Below are 17524 nucleotides of genomic sequence, written 5' to 3'. Positions count from 1 at the left end.
ATCCGGAGCATTCTAGCCGAGCCGCGGCGGCGAGGCAACGGATTTCAGATGTCCTGCAGCCGCACGGCGAAATACTGCTCCACCGTGTCGTCGCCGCAGGCGCTGGCGGTCATCGCGGCGCGGACTACCCCGGCGGCGGCGCAGATCCGCGGGAGATCCGCCTCGAGACGGAGCTCCGACTCGGGGACCGGGGCGTCGGAGACCGACCGGGCGAGGCGCTTCACGGCGAGGGCCCAGGCGAGCACCCCCTCGCCCGCCCGCAGCGCCCGCTCGCCGTCGATCCAGGCGAAGCTGTTCAGCCGCGCGGGGGCGGCCGCGCGCATCGCGGCGAAGACGGCGTCGGAGGAGAGCGGTTCGCGGACGCCCGCGGCGGTGTCGACGATGTCGTGGACCGACGCGCGGTCGAGCCCGACGACGAGGCGGTCGCCGACGAAGGCGAACGAGGGGGAGAGGCCCGGGACCGGGTAGCCGAGCGTCGTCACCTCGACGCCGCGGTGCGCGCTTCGCGAGAGCGTGGGGCGGAGGAAATCCCACGCCTGCCCCGCCCCGGCGGCCCCGCCGCCGCCCATCGCCTCCATCAGGCGCACGACGGCGCGCTCGGCCGCCCGCCGGTCCTTCACCGCCACGATCAGCTCGGCGCCCGCGAGCGGGAAGAGGCCTCCCGTGCGCACGTCGGAGAGCTGCACGCTCACCTCGTCGCCCACCCAGGGCGCCACGTCCCGCTCGAAGTCGATCCCGTGCCGCGAGAGCCAGCCCGCCACGGCGCTTCCCACCGGGTTCGCATCCGCCCGGAACAACTCCCACGCCGCCGCGGCGTTCCGGATGCGCGCGGCGCTCACGAGGATCGTCCCCTTCGGCGCGAGGGCGAGCGCCCCGAGCGTCCCCGAGGCGGCCGGCCAGACCGCCTGCTGCTCCGCGGTGAGGCGCGCCCGGTCGACACGGGTGCGGAGGCTCCCGTGGAAGCCGCGGTCCCGGAACAGGTACCCCCCGGCGGAGACCGCCGGGAACCGTTCCGCCGACGCCGCGAGCGACCGGGCGGCCGCGGGGACGTTCGCGGCGGCCAGCCCGGCGGCCGCGGCGCTCGACCTCGCCGCCGCCTCGATCGCCTCGTCGTTCATCCATCCGCAGGCGAGCAGGCTCCCCCCGGCGCCGCGGGGCGGTTTCCCGATCCCCGCCCTGAATCTGCGGTCGTTCCGGAGCGGCTCCGCCCCTCCCGCGCCCGCCCGGAGGTCGAGCGCGGCCTTCAGCAGAAGCTCCGGGTCGCGCGACGACACCGCGGCGAAACCCGCCGCATCGTCCGCGGCGCAGGCCCCCCGCAAACCCGGCGCGCCGGGCACCTCGAAGGCGCACCGTTCCATCCCCTCGCCTGTTTCCGCGCGGCGCCGCGTCGTCCGCGCGAGGGCGCGCAGCGCCTCGCGCGCCTCGGGGCCCTTCACCGCGAAGAGGACCGAGGTGCCGAAGGGGCTCTTCTCCCCGTAGAAGGCGATCGCCGCCTCCTCGCCGAGCATCCGGGAGAGCGCCGCCGGGACCGCGGCGACCGCCGCAGTCCGGCCGGGGCCGGGCGCCGCGGCGCCGATGCTCTCGATATCGCGCAACGCCTTCCAGAAGTTCGACCCGCCCACCTCGCGCGCGAGCGCCCCCCCGTCCTTCACCGCGGCGTAGGCGATCGCTCCCGAGGGGAACGCGCCCGCGAACGGCGGCTCGAACCTCCCGCGAGACGCCAGGACCCAGACGAAGCCGGCGAGAACGAGCAGCAGCAGCGCGGCGAGCAGCTTCTTCATTGTCTCCTCCGATCAGGTGGCGATGCCTATCGAATGGTATCCCACGCCTCCCGGCGCGTCAATCCGGAACCGCGGCCGCGGCGTTCCCGTCTCGTGCGCCTTCCCCCCGCAACACGAACCAGACGCCCGCCAGTATCAAGGCGGCGCCCGCCACGAGCGGCGGCGAGAGCCGTTCGCCGAGGAAGGCGATCGAGACGAACGCCCCGGAGAGCGGCTGGAGGTACTGGAACCCCGCCGCGGTCGACGCCCCCACCGTGCGGAGGGCGCGGTTCCAGAACAGGTACGCGAGGGCGGTGTTGAGGACCGAGAGGTAGAGCAGGGCGAGCGCGCCCCCCGCCGTCACGACGATCGCGGCGCCGCGGAGGAGCTCGAGGCAGGAGAGCGGGAGGAGGAGCAGCGCCCCGACGGCGGTCGTCCAGAAGGCCGCCGTGTCGCCCGCGCACCGGAGCGCGAACCGGCGCCCGAGCATCGTGTAGGAGGCCCAGCAGACCTGGGAGAGGAGTATGATCGCGTTCCCCCGGACGAAATCCGCGGCCGGAGACGCCCCGCCCCCCGGGGCCCGCGCGACCAGGACGACCCCCGCGATTCCGGCGGCGAGCCCCGCGACCCGTCCGCGTCGGAGCGGTTCGCCGAGGAACGCGGCGGCGAGCAGGGCGGTGAGGACCGGGGGCGTCGCGGAGAGGAGCGATCCGGCCACCCCGGTCGTGGCGCGCATCCCCAGGTTCATCAGGCCGACGAAGAGGAACGAGCCGGTGAACCCGAGCGCCAGGAGCGCCGCCCGCTCCCCCCGCGGCGGCGCGGCGGCCGGCCGGACGAACGCGGCGAGGAGGAGGGCGGCGGCCGCGAAACGGGCGAAGCCGAGCGTGAACGGGGGGATGAAGCGCAGCGCGTACCGGGTGACCGGATACGACGCCCCCCAGAACGCGACCGCCACCGTCAGCATCGAGAACGCCGCGAAACGGGACGGTTTCATCTCCTCCTCGCCTGCCGCCGCGCCGCGGCACTCAGCGGCACATCGCCGTGAACGGGCACCAGCTGCACCAGCGCCCCTCGGAGGCGGCGAACGGCACCGCCGGGTCGGCGATCTCGCACAGGATCCGTTCGAGGGCCTCGTTGCAGCGGGCCATCGCCTCGTCGAACGCGGACGGATCCTTCGGGAACGGCTTCCGCGAGCAGTCCCTGAGGTCGACGAGCTCGGCGCGCACCGGAACGCCGGGGTGCCGTTCGCCCGCGAAACGGCAGTAGAGCGGGAGCTGGAACGAGCGGATCCCGCGAAGGATCGACTCGCGCGCCGGCTCCATCCGGGCGAGCGCGTCGACCCCCCCCGGCGCCTCGGCCGCGCCGGTCTTGTAGTCGATGACGACGATCCCGCCCCCCGGCTCGCGGTCGATCCTGTCGACCCGGCAGGAGAAGAGGCGCTCCCCCTCCCCGCACGGCAGCCCCCCCTCGAAACGCTCCTCCAGCGCGAGGACCGCCTCGACCTCGCGCGCCGCCTCGGCGTCGAGAAACCGTTCGAGCCGCACCCGCAGCACCTGTCTGAGGATGAACGCGTCCGACCGCATCCGGCGTTCGAACGTCTCCGCAAACAGCTCCTCCATCCTCGCGAAGAAGCGCTTTCTGAACCGCTTGTCGATCCGCGGCCGCGTGCCGATGAACGGGGTGAACGTTTCGAAAAGCAGCGTATGGACGAACCGCCCTATCTCCGCGCCCCCCGGCTCCTCGAGCAGATCCTCGGCCTCCCTCAGGCGCAGGACGTACGCGTGGTAGAACCTGAGCGGGCAGGCGAGGTAGGCGTCGAGGCTCGAGGGGGAGTACCGGAAGCGCTCCAGGAGCCGGAGCGTCTCCTCCGTCTTGGGGACCGGGGCCTGGGCGAGCGAGAGCCGCACCGGCACGTGGGCGCGCCGCACGGGCAGGGCGTCGAGTTGCCCGTGCAGGCGCTGCGCCCTCCAGACGAGCTCCTCGATGAAGCGGCTCCGCCCCTCCCCCTCCTCCCGGTCGCTGTAGACGAGGTGGACCGTCTCCGCGTGCGCGACGAGGCGGCTGAAATGGTAGCGCTGGATCTCCTCCTCCTGCTCCACGCGGTCGAGGCCGAGTTCCAGCCGCACCCGCCGGGGCAGCAGCGGGTCCGGCCCCTTCAGGGCCGGGAGCGCGGACTCGTTCACGTCCATCACGACCACGTGCCGGAAGTCGAGCGACCGCGTCTCCATCAGCCCCAGGATCTGGAGCCCCCGCAGCGGCGAACCGGAGAAGCCGATCGTCTCGCGTTCCAGCATCCGGGTGAACAGCTTGAAGATCTCCTCCCGCTCGAACCGTTCGTTCCCCGCCTCCGACTCGGCGAGGCCGGCCGCCATCGAGAGGAGCCTGTCCGCGAAGGTGAGGTTGAGCGGGTAGCGCTCGAGCGGGCTTTGGCGCACGAGGACGTCGACGAACGACTCCAGCGCCGCGGCGAACCCCGCGAAGCTCTCGATCCGCTCCCAGGCGCGCAGGGCGGCGGCGTGGATGGCGGCGAGCGCGGCGGCGAGCGCCCCGGGATCCTTTTCGATGCCCATCTCGCCGAGCGAGGCGGCGGCGAGACGCGGGATGCTCTCGTCGGATTCGAGGTCCGCCAGGCGCACGAACAGACTCCCCGCGAGCGGGGACTCCCCCTCCCCGCGCAGCGCCTCCTCGACCTTGTGGACGAGGACGCGGGTAGGCGCCCCGTCGCCGGTCTCCGCCAGATTCTTCACGAGCGGGTGCGAGAGCACCCGCAGGTACGCGCGGGCGTGGTACGCGCCGTCCCGCATGCTTCGCTGCGCGTCGAAGACGCAGCCGAGGAGGTGGCAGAGGGCGCTGCGCCGCAGCGGGTAGCCGAGGGAGACGTTGAAGTCGGGCTCGAGCGCGGCGATCTCGGAGACGAGGGGGATGACGCTCCCGGCGTCGGGCAGCACGATCACCGTCCCCGCCCGGTCGGGGATCCCCTCCACGATCTTCCGCACGATCCCCACCTGCGTCTGCGCGTCGAAACCGGCCCAGAGGGAGACGGCGGGCCCGTTCTTCCGGGCGCCGGGCGGGGGGGCGATCGGTTTCCCGAGCGACGCGGCGAGCCGTTCCAGCGACGGCCAGTTCTCGTCGCCGCGCTGGAACCAGAGATCGGCGTCGCCGCGCAGGTACAGCTCCCGCACCACCCGCTCCTCGGTGCGGTGCAGGGAGAAGAAGCCGCAGAGGTGGATCCGGTCGAATTCAGGGAGGGCGAGCCCGGCGACGGCGCGCGAGGCGAGGAGGTACGTCAGGCCGCGCGTGACCTCCCCGCGCTCCTCGAGGAGGCGGTGGTACCCGCCGCGTATCGCCGTGAGGTTCAGGAGGAGATCCCGCACGCCGGGCGCGGCGTCGATCCCGATCTCGGCGCCGCGCTCCAGGGAGAGGAGCGCGTCCGGCGGCACGTCCTCGATATCCAGCTCCTCGATGAACGCGGCGATCTCGGCCGCCCACGCGGCGAAGCGGGAGAAGGAGCCGCGGCCGGCGAGCATCCCCGGGGCGCGCTCCTGCGCGAGACGCCAGATCAGGTGCCAGGCGTCGAGCGGGGGTATGCGCCGCCGCGGCCCGGACGCGGCGAGCAGATGCTCCATGAGGCCGTCCATCGTGAAGCAGCGCGGCGGGAAGAAGGCGCCGCCGATGCGCGCGCCGAGCGCGCGGGAGAGGAACATCGCCGGGCGCCTGCCGCCGAACACCACGGCGAGGCGGCTCAGGTCCCCTCCCCGCCGCGCGGCCTCGTCCGCGAGGCGGTCGGCGAGCGCCCCGATGCAGTCGTCCTCGAAGCGGAGCGTCGTGATCGCGCCCGGGACCGGCTTCACAACGCCACCTCCTCCGCCTCTCCGCGGTCGAGGTAGACGAGGGTGCCGGCGACCGCGCGGCCCGGGTACCGCGCCGCCGCGAGCGCCGCGTAGCCGCGCAGCTGCGCCCGGTGCGCCTCCCGGTGCGCCGCGCCGCTCTTGAAATCCACCACCCGCACCGATTCCGGGCGCACGATCAGCCGGTCGATGCGCCGGATCCCTCCCGAGGCGTCGGCGATCTCCTTCTCGGTGAACACCTCCGCGCCCGCGCCGGGCGCGAACAGCCGCGCCGCCCACGGCCGGTCGAGGAGCCGCCGCACGACCGCCTCGCAGTCCGGGAGGCAGCGCCTCCCCGGGAACCGCTCCCGCGCCCCCGCCGCGGCCCGGCGCAGCGCCTCCTCGGCCCCGCCCCCCGACAGGTCGCCCAGCAGCGCAAGGATGCAGTGCAGCACCTCGCCCCGTTCGATCTCCCCGCGCCGCAGGATCTCGCCGGGGTCGACGCACTCCTCGCGCAGGAAGGCGATCCAGTCGCGGTAGTCGGGCGGCCCGGAGTCCACCGCCGAGGGGCGCGCCGCCTGCCCCCGCACCGTGCCGGCGCGCGGCTCGCCGCGCTCCCTGAAGGCGGCGGGGATGAGCCCCTCCGCCGCGTTCCGGCCGCGTTTCGGCGCCGGCAGCAGCACGCGGAGCTCCTCGGCGGCGCGCGTGAAGGCGACGTAGACGGCGTTGAGCTCGTCCGCCACCCGCCTCCGGTGCTCGTCGCGATCCTCGTCCCGGAGCCGCGGGGAGAGCCGGGTGTACTTTTTCTCGAGCCGCACCAGGGCGGCGTCTTCGCCGCGGCGGACCGTCCGGTACCGGGGCGCGCCGCGGGCGCCGCCGGGATCGAAGTCGAGGAACGGCACGACCACCGCGGGGAACCCGAGCCCCTTCGCCTTGTGTATCGTCATCACGCGCACGGCGTTCACCCCGGGGTACCGGACGAACAGATCCTCCCCCGTCCCCGCCTCCAGGTACGCCAGGAACGAGGCGATGTCGCCGCGATCCTTCTCCTGCTCCCGTATGAGCTCGAGGAACCGCAGGAAGAAGCCGCGGTACTCACCGAAGCGCCGGTGCACGCCGAAGCGGCGGAGGATGTCGGTGGCGAGCTCGTAGAGCGGGACGAACCCGACGTTCCTGAACAGCTCCTCGAAATGCGCCGCCCACGCGGCCGGGTAGCGGTCGCGGAAGGCGCGGTAGAGGTATGCCGTTCCGCCGCGGCGGCGCGCGTCCCGGAGCGAAAAGATGAACCCGCGCATCTCGTCCGCGGAGACCCCCGCGGCGGCGGTGAAGATCGCCCCCGTGATCCAGGCCGCGAATGCGAGGTCGGCGACGGGGGAGTCGAGGAACCGGAGCAGGGCGCAGATCTCCCGCACGAGCGGGTGGTGGGCCACGCTCAGGGTCCGTTCCGAGGCGGCGGCGATCTCCTCCTCCGAGAGCCACGACGCGATCTCCTCCACCTCCTCGTTCCCCCGCGCCAGCACCGCGATCTCCCGCGGCTCGAAACGGCCGCAGAGCTCGCGAATCAGCGGGACGAGCCGTTCGCGGACCCGGTCGCCGTCGACCCCCTCGACCGTCACGAAACCCGGCGCGCGCCCGGGGAGATGGGTCTGGCGGGCGGAGCCGAAGACCTCCGCGATCCGGTCGATATCCTCCGGGCGGAGGGCCCGGGGATCGTCGTCGCGTTCCGGCGAGAGCGAGGCGACGAAACGGGCGACGTTCCCCGGCGAGAAGATCTCGTTGTTGAACTCGACGATCGCCCGGCAACTGCGCCGGTTGAGGCCCAGCGTTTCGCGCCGCACCGGCGCCTGCCCCGCGAGGTCGGCGGCGACGCGGTCGAACAGCTCCGCGTCGCCCCCCCGGAAGCGGTAGATCGCCTGCTTGCGGTCGCCGACGTAGAAGAGCGACCCGCCCGTCGAGAGGGCCTCGCGGACCAGCCCCTCGAGGTTCATCCACTGCAGGCCGCTCGTGTCCTGGAACTCGTCGATGAGGAAATGCCGGAAGGCGGTCGCGAAGCGGAGGTAGAGCTCCGGCACGCCGACGCGCCCGCTGGCCAGCAGTTCCCGGGCGCGGCGGTTCAGTTCGCCGAGAAAGACCAGGTCGTCTTCGCGGGCGCGCGCGGCGCACTCGTCGGAGGCGAACCCGAACAGCCGCACGTCGCAGTCGAAGAAGGCGCGTGCCTCCGCCTCGGCGGCCTCGGGGATCGCGGCGCGGATCCGGCGCCACAGCTCGCGGATCTCCGGGGGCGCCTCGCGCCCCTTCGTCATCGGGAACTCGTCTCGCACAAAGTAGACGCTCGAGAGGGCGCCGAGGTCGAGGCGGCCGCGCGCGGAAACGGCCGTCCGCAACGCCTTGGCGAGGTTGGCGTGCGTCCCCTCGGGGATGCGCGCCTGGAGGCGGAGGAGCATCCTGCGGAGCGCGTCGACGGCGGGCTCCGGCGAGACGCCGGAGGCGACGAACCGGCCGCCGTGACGGTCGCGCTCGTCGGAGAGCATCGCGACGGTCCTGAGTATCTCCTCCTTCGGGAGCCAGCGGGCGCCGCGGTCGAAGACGAGATAGTGCGTGACGAAGGCCTCGATCGTTTCGCGGATCTCCGGCTCCCGCGCCGCCCGCTCGACGCAGCGGTCGACGCTCCAGGCGAGGTAGTCGCCCCGGTCGCGCGTGATCGAGAAGCCGGGGGAGAGGTTCAGCTCGTAGGCGCAGCCGGAGAGGAGACTGTTGATGAAGCTGTCGATGGTCTGGACCTGGAATGAATGGTAGTTCCGCACGATCCGGTCGACGAGGGCGGCGGCGCGGGAGGCGACGGCCCCCCCGGAGGCCGGGAGTTTCTCGCTGAGCGCGTCCCGCTCCTCCGGCCGGTCGAAGGCGTCGAGGGCGAGTTTCTTCAGGAGGTCGAGGATCCGCCCCTTCATCTCGCGCGTCGCCTTGTTGGTGAAGGTGATGGCGAGAATGGCGCCGAGCTCCTCCCCCGGCTCCATCAGGAGACGGAGGTATCTCGCGGCGAGGGCGTAGGTCTTCCCCGCGCCCGCCGACGCCTCGACGACCCTGATCTCGGGGAAACCGGGATCGGGTCCCGCCGCACCGTCCGCGTTCCGTTTCGCCATCGCGTCCCCCCCGGGTCGGGACATTATACCCGTATTCCCCGCGGGCGGACAGGCCGCGCCGTGCGGTCCAACACGGCCGACAGGTCCGGCAGGGCCGCCCAACTTCCGTCTTGAGCCGCTCCCCCCCCGCGCCGTATCATGGGGTTCCGCCCGACGGCCCCTATCGATCCGCCGGGTCGCGGGGATCCCGGATGAGACATGCGCGTTCCGTTCTTCTCCTGGCGGCGGTGGCCGCGGCGATGGCGACCGGCGTCAACCAGAGCCGGCTCTTCGGCCCCGACGAGCCGCGAGAGGCGGAGATCGCGCGGGAGACGCTGCGGGAGGGGCACTGGATCGTGCCCCGCCTCTGCGGCCTCCCGTTCCTCGAGAAGCCGCCCCTCTACTACGACCTCGTCGCCCTGGCCTACGCCGCCGCCGGGGGCGTATCGGCGCCGGTCGCCCGCGCCGTCTCCGTGCTCCTGGGGGCCGTGATGCTCGCCGCGACGTTCCTCCTCGCCCGCCGCTGGCGCGGGGAACGCGCCGCGTGGCTCGCGCTCCTCGTCCTTCTCACGATGCCGCGCTTCTGGAACTACAGCCACCGCATTCTGCTCGACATCGGCGTCGGCGCCTTCTGCTCGTGCGCGCTGGCCTGCCTCGGCGCGGAGATGCTGCGGCGGCCGGAAGAGCCCGCGAACGCCCTGCTCCCGGCCCTCTTCGCCCTCTTCTCGGCGGGGGCGTTTCTGACGAAAGGGGCCGTCGCCGTCTTCACCGTCGCCCTGGTCGCCCTCGCGTCCTGCGCGGCGACCCGCCGCTGGGACCTGCCGCGCCGGTGCGTCTCCCCCGTCCCCCTCCTCCTCTTCATCGTCCCCGCGGGCGTGTGGGTCGCCCTCCTCTACCGGGAGGGGGGGATGCCGTACCTCCACGAGCATTTCGTCAACAACCTCCTCGGGCGGTTCCTCCAGGTCCATTTCGAGTTCGCCGGAACCCGCTTCCATCACACCGACCTCGGGCGCCAGATGCCGTGGCACTACTATCTCACCACGCTCCCGGAGACGCTGGGCCCCTGGACGGCGCTCCTGCCGCTGGCGGCGTGGGGCGCGATCGCCGCCGTCCGGCGGGGAACGCGCGGCGACCGGCACTTCCTCATCCTCCTCCTCATCTGGGCCTTCCTCCCGGCGGTCGCCTTCTCCTTCTCCGCCATCAAGGAGCGCTCCTACCTTCTCCCCTCCTACGCGGCGATGGCGATGCTCGTCGCCGGGTGGCTCCTCGACAGGACGGCGGTCGGGGAAGAGACGGCGTGGCGCGGGGCCGCCTGGATGGGGGCGGTGTTCCCGTTCGCGGCGCTCAGCCTCGTCTCCCCGCTCCTCCCCGCCCGCCTCGTGCTCGCGATCGCCGCCCTCCTCGCCCTCGCCCCGGCCGCGGCGGCCGGGGCGGCCCTGGCGCGGCGGCGCCCCTCCTCCGCGTTCTTCCCCGCCCTCTCCCTCGTCCTCTGCGCGCTCGTCGTCTCCAGCGCGCCCCCGGTCTCGGCCGCGCGCTACCGGAAGCGGTGCCTCTTCGACCTGGCGCGCGAGGCGAGGGAAATCGTCGGCGACCGCGCGCTCTACCTTTACCGTCCCGGGGACAATCTCAGGGGGAGCGTCGCGTTTTACGCGGACCGCACGCTGCGGGAACTCGACCGCCCGGAGGAGCTCAAGGCGGCGTTCGGGAAGCCGGAGACGGTTTTCGCGATTCTGGAGCAGGGGGCCCTCGACGCCCTGCGCGGCGACCCGTCGTTCTCGGGGCTGTTGCACCGCGTCCCCGCCCCCGCCTTCGAGGCCGACCCGGACAACCGGCTGATCGCGAACCGGGCGGACTGGTAGCACGGTTCCGTGTTGCCGCGGAACGGTTCAGACCGGGGGGCGGACAATGCGCGGCGGGGTCAGGGGAGCTCGATCCCGGTTTCGCGGAGAAGGCGGGCGAGCGCGGCGAGCGGGAGGCCGACCACGTTGAAGTAGCACCCCTCCACGCGTTCGACGAACAGCGCCCCGAGCCCCTGGATGTCGAAACTCCCCGCCAGATCCAGCGGCGACACCTTCCGGAGATAGCGGCCGATCTCACGGTCCCCCATCGGCCGCATCACGACCAGCGTCTTCACGCAGGCGGTGCGAACCGTGCCGCGGTCGATATCCGCCACCGCGACGCCGGTGAGGACCTGCTGGGGGCTGCGCGAGAGGAGCCGCAGCGTCTTTCGCGCCTCCGCGAGATTCGCCGGCTTGCCGATCACCTTCCCGCGCGCCGTGACGACGGTGTCGGCCGCGATCACCAGCCCGGTCCGGCGCCTTCGGGCGACGTCGAGCGCCTTGGCGCGGGCGTTGGCCACGACCATCGCCGCGGAGCCGTCGCGGTGCGTCTCCGCCTCGCGCACGCGGGGGGCCGCCGTGCGGAAGCGGAGACCGATCTGCCGGAGGAGGGCTTTGCGCGCCCTCGATCGGGAGGCGAGGATGACGGGGCGCCGGGTCGCCGCGAGGCGGGGGGGCGACGGATTCACGCGGAAAGGTTCCCGGCCAACTCGCCGATCCTGAGGACGCCGAACGGGAGGCCGGCGTTCTTGGACTGGTAGAGCGCCTTGTCGGCATACGTGATCAGGAGCGACGCGGCGAGGGGCCGCCCGGCTTCGCGCACCGCGACGCCCGCGGTGATGCTCGGCCTGAGCGACGGCTCGCCTTTCTGCGCGGCGAAGGCGTCGTTGACGGCGCCGACGATGCGCCGCGCCACCTCCTCCGCTTCGAGTCCGGTCTCCGGCAGGATCACCGCGAACTCGTCCCCCCCGTAGCGGAACGACAGGTCGCTTTCGCGCATCGAGTCCTTGATCAGACTGGCGACCTTGTTGAGGATGAAGTTGCCGTTCATATGCCCGTAGGTGTCGTTGTAGCGCTTGAAGCGGTTGATGTCGCACATCAGGAGGGAGAGCGGGTGGTCGTAGCGCGTGGCGCGGCGGACCTCCTCGTCGAGGCGCGTGCGGAAGTGCTGGTAGTTGTAGAGGCCGGTCAGCTCGTCGGTGATCGAGGAGAGGTGGAGCATCCGCTGGACCCGGTCGTGCTCCTGCTGCATGAAACCGCCGAACCCGCCCACGAGAAAGTAGAGGACGATCTGGGGCAGGAAGAGGGGGTCCTTCAGCAGCATGCCGGACCGGTAGGCGAAGAATGCGGCGAGCGCGGCGCTCAAGGCGGCGCATCCGATGCCCCCGGCGAGTCCGTAGTAGTTCGCCGCGAGGATGATCGGGATGATGAAGAAGCTCAGGGCGATCGGGATCGTCTCGAGGGGCAGCAGGAACGAGAGCACGAGCACGGTGCCCAGGCTCACGAAGAACAGGAGCATCTTCTCGCTCCGCGGACGCTGCGGTACCATCTGTCCTCCCTTCTCCCGAAGTATACACAAGAAGGCGGAGAGGCGCAACCCCGTCTCCTGGAACCGTCGCCCGGAAGGCGGCGGGAAACGGGCCTCAGCGGAGGCGCGGATCCATCGCGTCGCGCAGGCCGTCCCCGAGGAAGTTCATCGCGAAGAGCGTCACGGCCATCGCGGCCCCGGGGAAGAGCAGGAGCCACCAGTAGATCCTCAGGGCGTTGATGGCGGAGGCGCCGTCGGCGATGAGCGTGCCCCAGGAGCTCGCGGGCGGCGGCACCCCGAGGCCGAGGAAGCTCAAGAACGCCTCCTGGAGCATCACCGCGGGCACCGTCAGGGTCGTGTACACCACCACCGGTCCGAGCACGTTGGGCAGGAGATGGTGGAGGATGATGCGCAGGTGCCCGGCGCCGATCGCGCGCCCGGCCTGGATGAACTCCTTCTCCTTGATCGAGAGCACCTGCCCCCGCACGATGCGCGCCACGGTGAGCCACTGCACAGCCCCGAGGGCGACGAAGAGCAGCAGCACGCTCCTGCCGAAGACCGCCACGAGGATGATCACGAAGAACATGTACGGCAGCGAGTAGATGATGTCCACCACGCGCATCATCAGCTCATCGGTTTTCCCCCCCGCGTAGCCGGAGACGGCGCCGTAGCCGACGCCGATCAGAAGGCTCACCGCCGTGGCGACGAACCCCACCCCCAGCGAGAGCCGCGCGCCGTAGAGCACCCGGGTGAGCAGGTCGCGCCCGTGGATATCCGTCCCCATCGGGTGGCGCCACGAGGGGGGATGGTACTGCGCGGCGGATGTCTCGTCGTAGCCGTACGGGCTCACCAACGGCGCGGCCAGCGCAAGCGCGGCCATCGCCACGACGACCATCCCCCCCGCCACCGCCATCCGGTTGGCGAGCAGCCGCCGCCACGCCTGGTACCAGAGGCTGCGCCCCCGCGGCGCGGTCATCGCTCCGTCCCCCCCCCCGACGTCCCCATCCGCTCGAAGAGGCGCAGGGCGTTGTCGGAGGTGATGCGGGCGATCTCGCCGAAACCGAGCCCCCGGAGCCGGGCGAGCTCCTCCGCCACCCGGACGACCCCCGACGGCTCGTTCCGCCGCCCGCGCGCCCCCTCGGGGGGGAGGTACGGGCAGTCCGTCTCGAGGAGCAGCCGGTCGAGCGGCACCGCCCGGATCGTCTCCCGCAACCCCGTGTTCTTCGGGTAGGTCAGCGCCCCCCCCGCGGCGATGAAGTAGCCGAGTTCCACCAGATCCTCCGCGTCGCCCCTCCCGCCGGAGAAGCAGTGCAGCACGCCGCGGACGCCGGCGTACCGCCTCTCGCGGAGCACGCCGAGAAGGGCGCCGTACGCGTCGCGGCAGTGCATCACGACCGGCAGCCCCGTCTCGAGGGCGAGGGCGAGCGTCTCCCTGAAGAGCCGTTCCTGCGCCTCCCGCGAGGCGTGCCGTCGGTAATAATCGAGCCCCGTCTCCCCCAGCGCCGCCACCGCTTCGTCGCGGGCGAGGACCGCGATCCGCCCGAGATCGCAGCCGGCGGAGGCGGAGTTGGGGTGGATGCCCACGGCGGCGAAGACGTTCCGGAACCGTCTCGCGTGCCCGATGCAGGCGGCGGAGCCCTCCGCCCCGTCGCCGACGTCCAGAATCGCCGCCACGCCGGCGTCCCCGGCGCGGCGCACCACGGCGTCGAGGTCGTGGCCGAATCGCGCGTCGGTCAGGTGGGCGTGCGTGTCGATCAGCATACGATCGGGAGTGCGGGCCGCGCGGCACGGTTCCCGCGGCCGTGCCGGGTTTTTCCGGTCCCGGCCGATCAGCCGTTGTCGCCGGGGTTCTTTCTCGGGAACAGCGGCTTCACCCGGCCCAGCCGCGTGCCGGGGGCGAGCAGGCCGAACCGCTCGGCCTCCCCCAGCGCCCCCTGCGCCGGCCCCGGCGGCAGGCCGAGCTGGGCCCGCATCGCCGCGGCGGTGGAGGGCATCGCGGGGGAGACGAGGATGGAGAGCACCCGCAGCGCCTCGCAGAGGTTGTAGAGGACCCCCGCGAACCGCTTCGCCCGCGCCGGGTCCTTGCGGAGCTTCCACGGGGCCGTCTCGTCGATGTAGCGGTTGCAGCGCCCCACGAGCGCCCAGATCCTCTCCAGCGCCTGGCTGAAGCGGAACGTTTCCATCTCGGCGCGGAACGGGGCGGCGGCGCCCGCGAGGGCGAGGCGGAGTTCGCCGTCGGCCCCCTCCTCGCCGGTCGGCGCCTCGGGGATCGCCCCCCCCAGGTGCGCGGCCACCAGGGTGAGCGTGCGCTGGCAGAGGTTGCCGAGGTCGTTGGAGAGGTCCGCGCTGTACCGGGCGCGGAACTTTTCGAGCGTGAACTCCCCGTCCCTGTCGAACGGCACCTCCCGCAGGAGGAAGTAGCGGACGGCGTCGGCGCCGTACCCGTCGGCGAGCGCCACCGGGTCGACCGTCGTGCCGAGGGTCTTGCTCATCTTCTCCCCGCCGAGGTGGACGAAGCCGTGCCCCCAGACCGACCGGGGCAGCGGGAGCCCCGCGGAGAGGAGCATCGCCGGCCAGATGAGGCAGTGGAAGCGCGTGATGTCCTTCCCGATGATATGGACGTCCGCCGGCCAGCGGCGCGAGAAGCGCGCCGGGTCGTCGAGGAACCCCGCCCCCGAGAGGTAGTTGATGAGGGCGTCGAACCAGACGTAGACCGCGTGCGTCTCGTCGAACGGGCAGCGGATCCCCCACTCGATCCCCTCCCGCGTGACGCTGATGTCCTCGAGCCCCGCGGAGAGGAATCGCACGATCTCGTTCCGGCGCGTCTGGGGCATGATGAATTCCGGGTGCTCCTCGATATGGCGCCGGAGCGCGTCGGCGTAGCGGGAGAGGGCGAAGAAGTAGTTCTCCTCCTCGAGCCGCGCGGGTTGCTTCCCGTGCTGCGGGCAGAGCCCCCCCTCGAGTTCGGACTCCTTGAGGAAGGTGTTGCACGAGGCGCAGTACCAGCCGCGGTAGACGGCCTTGTAGATGTCGCCGTTGCGGTGGATCCGGGAGAACAGCTCCCTGACGGCGGCCACGTGCGTCTCCTCGGTGGTCCTGATGAAGCGATCGCACGAGATCCCCAGGCGGCGCCACACCTCGACGAATCTCGGGCTCATCTCGTCGCAGTACTGTTGGGGCGCCATGCCGCGGGCGCGTGCCGCCGTCTCCACGTTCGCGCTGTGCTCGTCCACGCCCATCAGGAAGAACGTCTCCGTCCCCTTCAGCCGCATGTAGCGGGCGAGGGCGTCCGCCCCGATCTTCTCGTACGCGGTGCCCAGATGCGGCAGGGCGTTGACGTAGTCGATCGCCGTGCTGAGGAAGAAGGTGTCCTTCATCCTTTCGGTTTCCTCCCCTTCGGCCGGCTCACCTCCTTCACGTCCATCTGCACCACCCGGCCGTTTTCGAGCTCGACACCCACCGACTGCCGCAGCAGGTTCACATCCCTGACCCGCCCCTCCCCCTGCGAGGTGGCGACGACGGTCCCCTCCTTCGGCATCCCCCGCTGCAGCTCCCGGTACGTCTCGAACTCGTAGCGGAGGCAGCAGAGAAGGCGGCCGCAGAGGCCGGAGATCTTGCTCGGGTTCAACGGCAGCCGCTGCTCCTTCGCCATCCTGATGTTGACCGCCTCGAAGTCCTTCAGGAAGGTGGCGCAGCAGAGCTGCCGGCCGCAGCAGCCGATCCCCCCGAGCATCCTCGCCTCGTCGCGGACGCCGATCTGCCGCAGTTCGATGCGCGCCTTGAAGTGCGCGGCGAGATCCCGCACGAGCTCGCGGAAGTCGACCCGGCCCTCGGCGGTGAAGTAGAAGATGATCTTGGACCGGTCGAACGAATACTCCACGTCGATCAGCTTCATCGGGAGCTTCCGCTCGGCGATCTTGGCGGCGCAGACGGTCAGCGCCGCCCGCCCCTCCCGCCGGTTCCCCTTGATCCGCTCCCGGTCCGCGGGATTCAGGGGGCGCAGGACATTCCGGAGCGGCTGCTCCACCTCGGCGTCGGGGGTCGTCTCCGGCTCGCTCATCACGAGGCCGTAGTCCTCGCCGCGGTCCGCCTCGACGACCACGTACTCGCCGACCGGGTAGGACGCCTCGCCGCAGTTGTAGTAGCGCACCCGGCCCGACTCCCTGAGCCGCACCTGGACGACCCTGTGCATTGACGCCTCCCCGCTCGCCGGCGCCGGCGCCCGTCTATTCGCCGGTCCCGGCCGACAGCTGCACCAGCAGATTCTCCATCACCGTGTGGAACTCCGCGTTCATCCGCAGCGCCTCGAGCGCCGCCTCGATGCGGGCGACGCACGTCTCCGCCTTCGCCGCGTCCATGCCCGCGGCGGCCCGCGCGACGGCGGAGGCCTGGGAGACCCCCGCGAGGAGCCGCTCGTCGCCGGTGAGGTTCCAGACCAGCAGGTCCCGGTACCAGGCGAGCATCCGGCACAGCATCTCCTCGTGCCTGCGCCGCATCTCCCCCTGGATGAACGCGACCGCCTCCTTGTCCCGATCCTCGTCGTTTGCCGGGGGCCGCCCCCCCTCCGCCCCGGGCGGCGGCAACAGCCCCCGTTCGGCCAGATCCATCTCCAGCGCCTCCCCCGCCCGCCGCAGGGAGGTCTCGAAGAGGGCGAGCGGGCCCGCGACCGCGCTCCAGTAGCCGGTATCCCCCGCCGAGAGCATCCGGGCGAGCTCGCGCGCCTCGCCGAGGCGCTCCTCCCGGATCGCCGACACCGCCGCGCCGTACCGCCCCCCCGCCAGGCGGCTGAGGGCCTTCGCGTCCCCGGGATCGAGGCGGTGCGCGCGGCGCAGCAGCGCCTCGAGCTCGTCCCCCGGCATCGGGGAGAAGCGCACCGCCCGGCAGCGGGAGAGGGTGGTGGGCAGGAGGGACTCGGGGTGCGCGCTGATCAGGATGAGCACCGTGTGCGCGGGCGGCTCCTCGAGCGTCTTCAACAGCGCGTTCTCCGCGGCCGGGTCCATGCACTCCGCGTCGACGAAGATCCCGATCTTCCACCTGGCGCGGAACGGCTTGAGCGAGATCTTCTGCTGGAGGTCGCGCACCGTTCCGCCCGCCGGGTTCGCGGGGTCGCCGATCGGTATGCTGCGCGTCTTCCCCTTCGGCCGCAGCCAGTGCACGTCGGGGTGGTCGTTCTTCTCGACGTGGAGGCACTCCTCGCAGAAGTCGCAGGCGTCCCCCCCCTTCGGCGCGCGGCAGTTGAGGAGCTTGGCGAAGTTCTTCGCCGCGAGCTCCTTCCCGACCGCCTCGGGGCCGTGGAAGAGCCACGCGTGCGCGATCCTCCCCTCCCCGACGCTCCGCGCCAGGAGGTCGACCGCCGTCTTCTGCCCCCGCACCGCTCCGAGCCCCACCGCCGCACCCCCCATCCGCCGCCGCGGAGACGAACCGTCGCCGCGGCGAGGCTTCGAATCGATCC

Annotated in this window: 12 protein-coding genes; 1 reads left to right on the top strand and 11 read right to left on the bottom strand. The window is 72.3% G+C overall.

The window, feature by feature from the left end:
- Positions 1-44: 44 nt before the first annotated feature.
- Genes GXY35_00145 through GXY35_00130 form a run of 4 tightly spaced genes read right to left on the bottom strand, consistent with a single transcriptional unit; the run spans position 45 to position 8727 of the window.
- Positions 45-1781, bottom strand: coding sequence for a hypothetical protein (locus tag GXY35_00145; protein NLW93012.1), 1737 nt, complete (start codon positions 1779-1781; stop codon positions 45-47).
- 58 nt (positions 1782-1839) lie between these two features.
- Positions 1840-2754: a DMT family transporter gene (locus GXY35_00140; protein ID NLW93011.1), complete on the bottom strand. Its 915-nt coding sequence runs from the start codon at positions 2752-2754 to the stop codon at positions 1840-1842.
- Positions 2755-2785: 31 nt separating this feature from the next.
- On the bottom strand, positions 2786-5611 hold the full coding sequence (locus GXY35_00135; GenBank protein ID NLW93010.1) for a hypothetical protein: 2826 nt from the start codon (positions 5609-5611) through the stop codon (positions 2786-2788).
- A complete protein-coding gene (locus tag GXY35_00130; protein ID NLW93009.1) occupies positions 5608-8727 on the bottom strand; it encodes a UvrD-helicase domain-containing protein in 3120 nt (1039 codons plus the stop codon). The genes GXY35_00135 and GXY35_00130 overlap by 4 nt, the downstream gene beginning before the upstream one ends.
- Positions 8728-8918: 191 nt before the next feature.
- Between GXY35_00130 and GXY35_00125 the strand changes: the two genes are divergently transcribed.
- A complete protein-coding gene (locus tag GXY35_00125) occupies positions 8919-10565 on the top strand; it encodes a phospholipid carrier-dependent glycosyltransferase (protein ID NLW93008.1) in 1647 nt (548 codons plus the stop codon).
- Between the two features lie 59 nt (positions 10566-10624).
- On the opposite strand, the gene maf is transcribed toward GXY35_00125, so the two are convergent.
- The 7 genes from maf to holB form a co-directional block, all read right to left on the bottom strand.
- Complete coding sequence (gene maf / locus GXY35_00120) at positions 10625-11233, bottom strand: septum formation protein Maf (GenBank protein ID NLW93007.1); 609 nt, start codon at positions 11231-11233, stop codon at positions 10625-10627.
- Positions 11230-12093: a GGDEF domain-containing protein gene (locus GXY35_00115; GenBank protein ID NLW93006.1), complete on the bottom strand. Its 864-nt coding sequence runs from the start codon at positions 12091-12093 to the stop codon at positions 11230-11232. Before GXY35_00115 ends, maf begins: the two co-directional genes overlap by 4 nt.
- A gap of 94 nt (positions 12094-12187) precedes the next feature.
- Positions 12188-13048: an ABC transporter permease gene (locus GXY35_00110; GenBank protein ID NLW93005.1), complete on the bottom strand. Its 861-nt coding sequence runs from the start codon at positions 13046-13048 to the stop codon at positions 12188-12190.
- On the bottom strand, positions 13045-13833 hold the full coding sequence (locus GXY35_00105; protein NLW93004.1) for a TatD family hydrolase: 789 nt from the start codon (positions 13831-13833) through the stop codon (positions 13045-13047). Before GXY35_00105 ends, GXY35_00110 begins: the two co-directional genes overlap by 4 nt.
- Positions 13834-13901: 68 nt before the next feature.
- Positions 13902-15449, bottom strand: a complete 1548-nt coding sequence (gene metG / locus GXY35_00100) for a methionine--tRNA ligase (GenBank protein NLW93003.1) — start codon at positions 15447-15449, stop codon at positions 13902-13904.
- Complete coding sequence (locus tag GXY35_00095; GenBank protein ID NLW93002.1) at positions 15446-16264, bottom strand: stage 0 sporulation family protein; 819 nt, start codon at positions 16262-16264, stop codon at positions 15446-15448. The genes metG and GXY35_00095 overlap by 4 nt, the downstream gene beginning before the upstream one ends.
- A 34-nt stretch (positions 16265-16298) precedes the next feature.
- On the bottom strand, positions 16299-17459 hold the full coding sequence (holB, locus tag GXY35_00090; GenBank protein NLW93001.1) for a DNA polymerase III subunit delta': 1161 nt from the start codon (positions 17457-17459) through the stop codon (positions 16299-16301).
- Positions 17460-17524 lie beyond the last annotated feature (65 nt).

Source organism: Chlamydiota bacterium, from assembly GCA_012729785.1.
GTDB lineage: Bacteria > Auribacterota > Tritonobacteria > UBA1439 > UBA1439 > UBA1439.
This window is presented reverse-complemented; position numbering and strand designations above follow the sequence as displayed.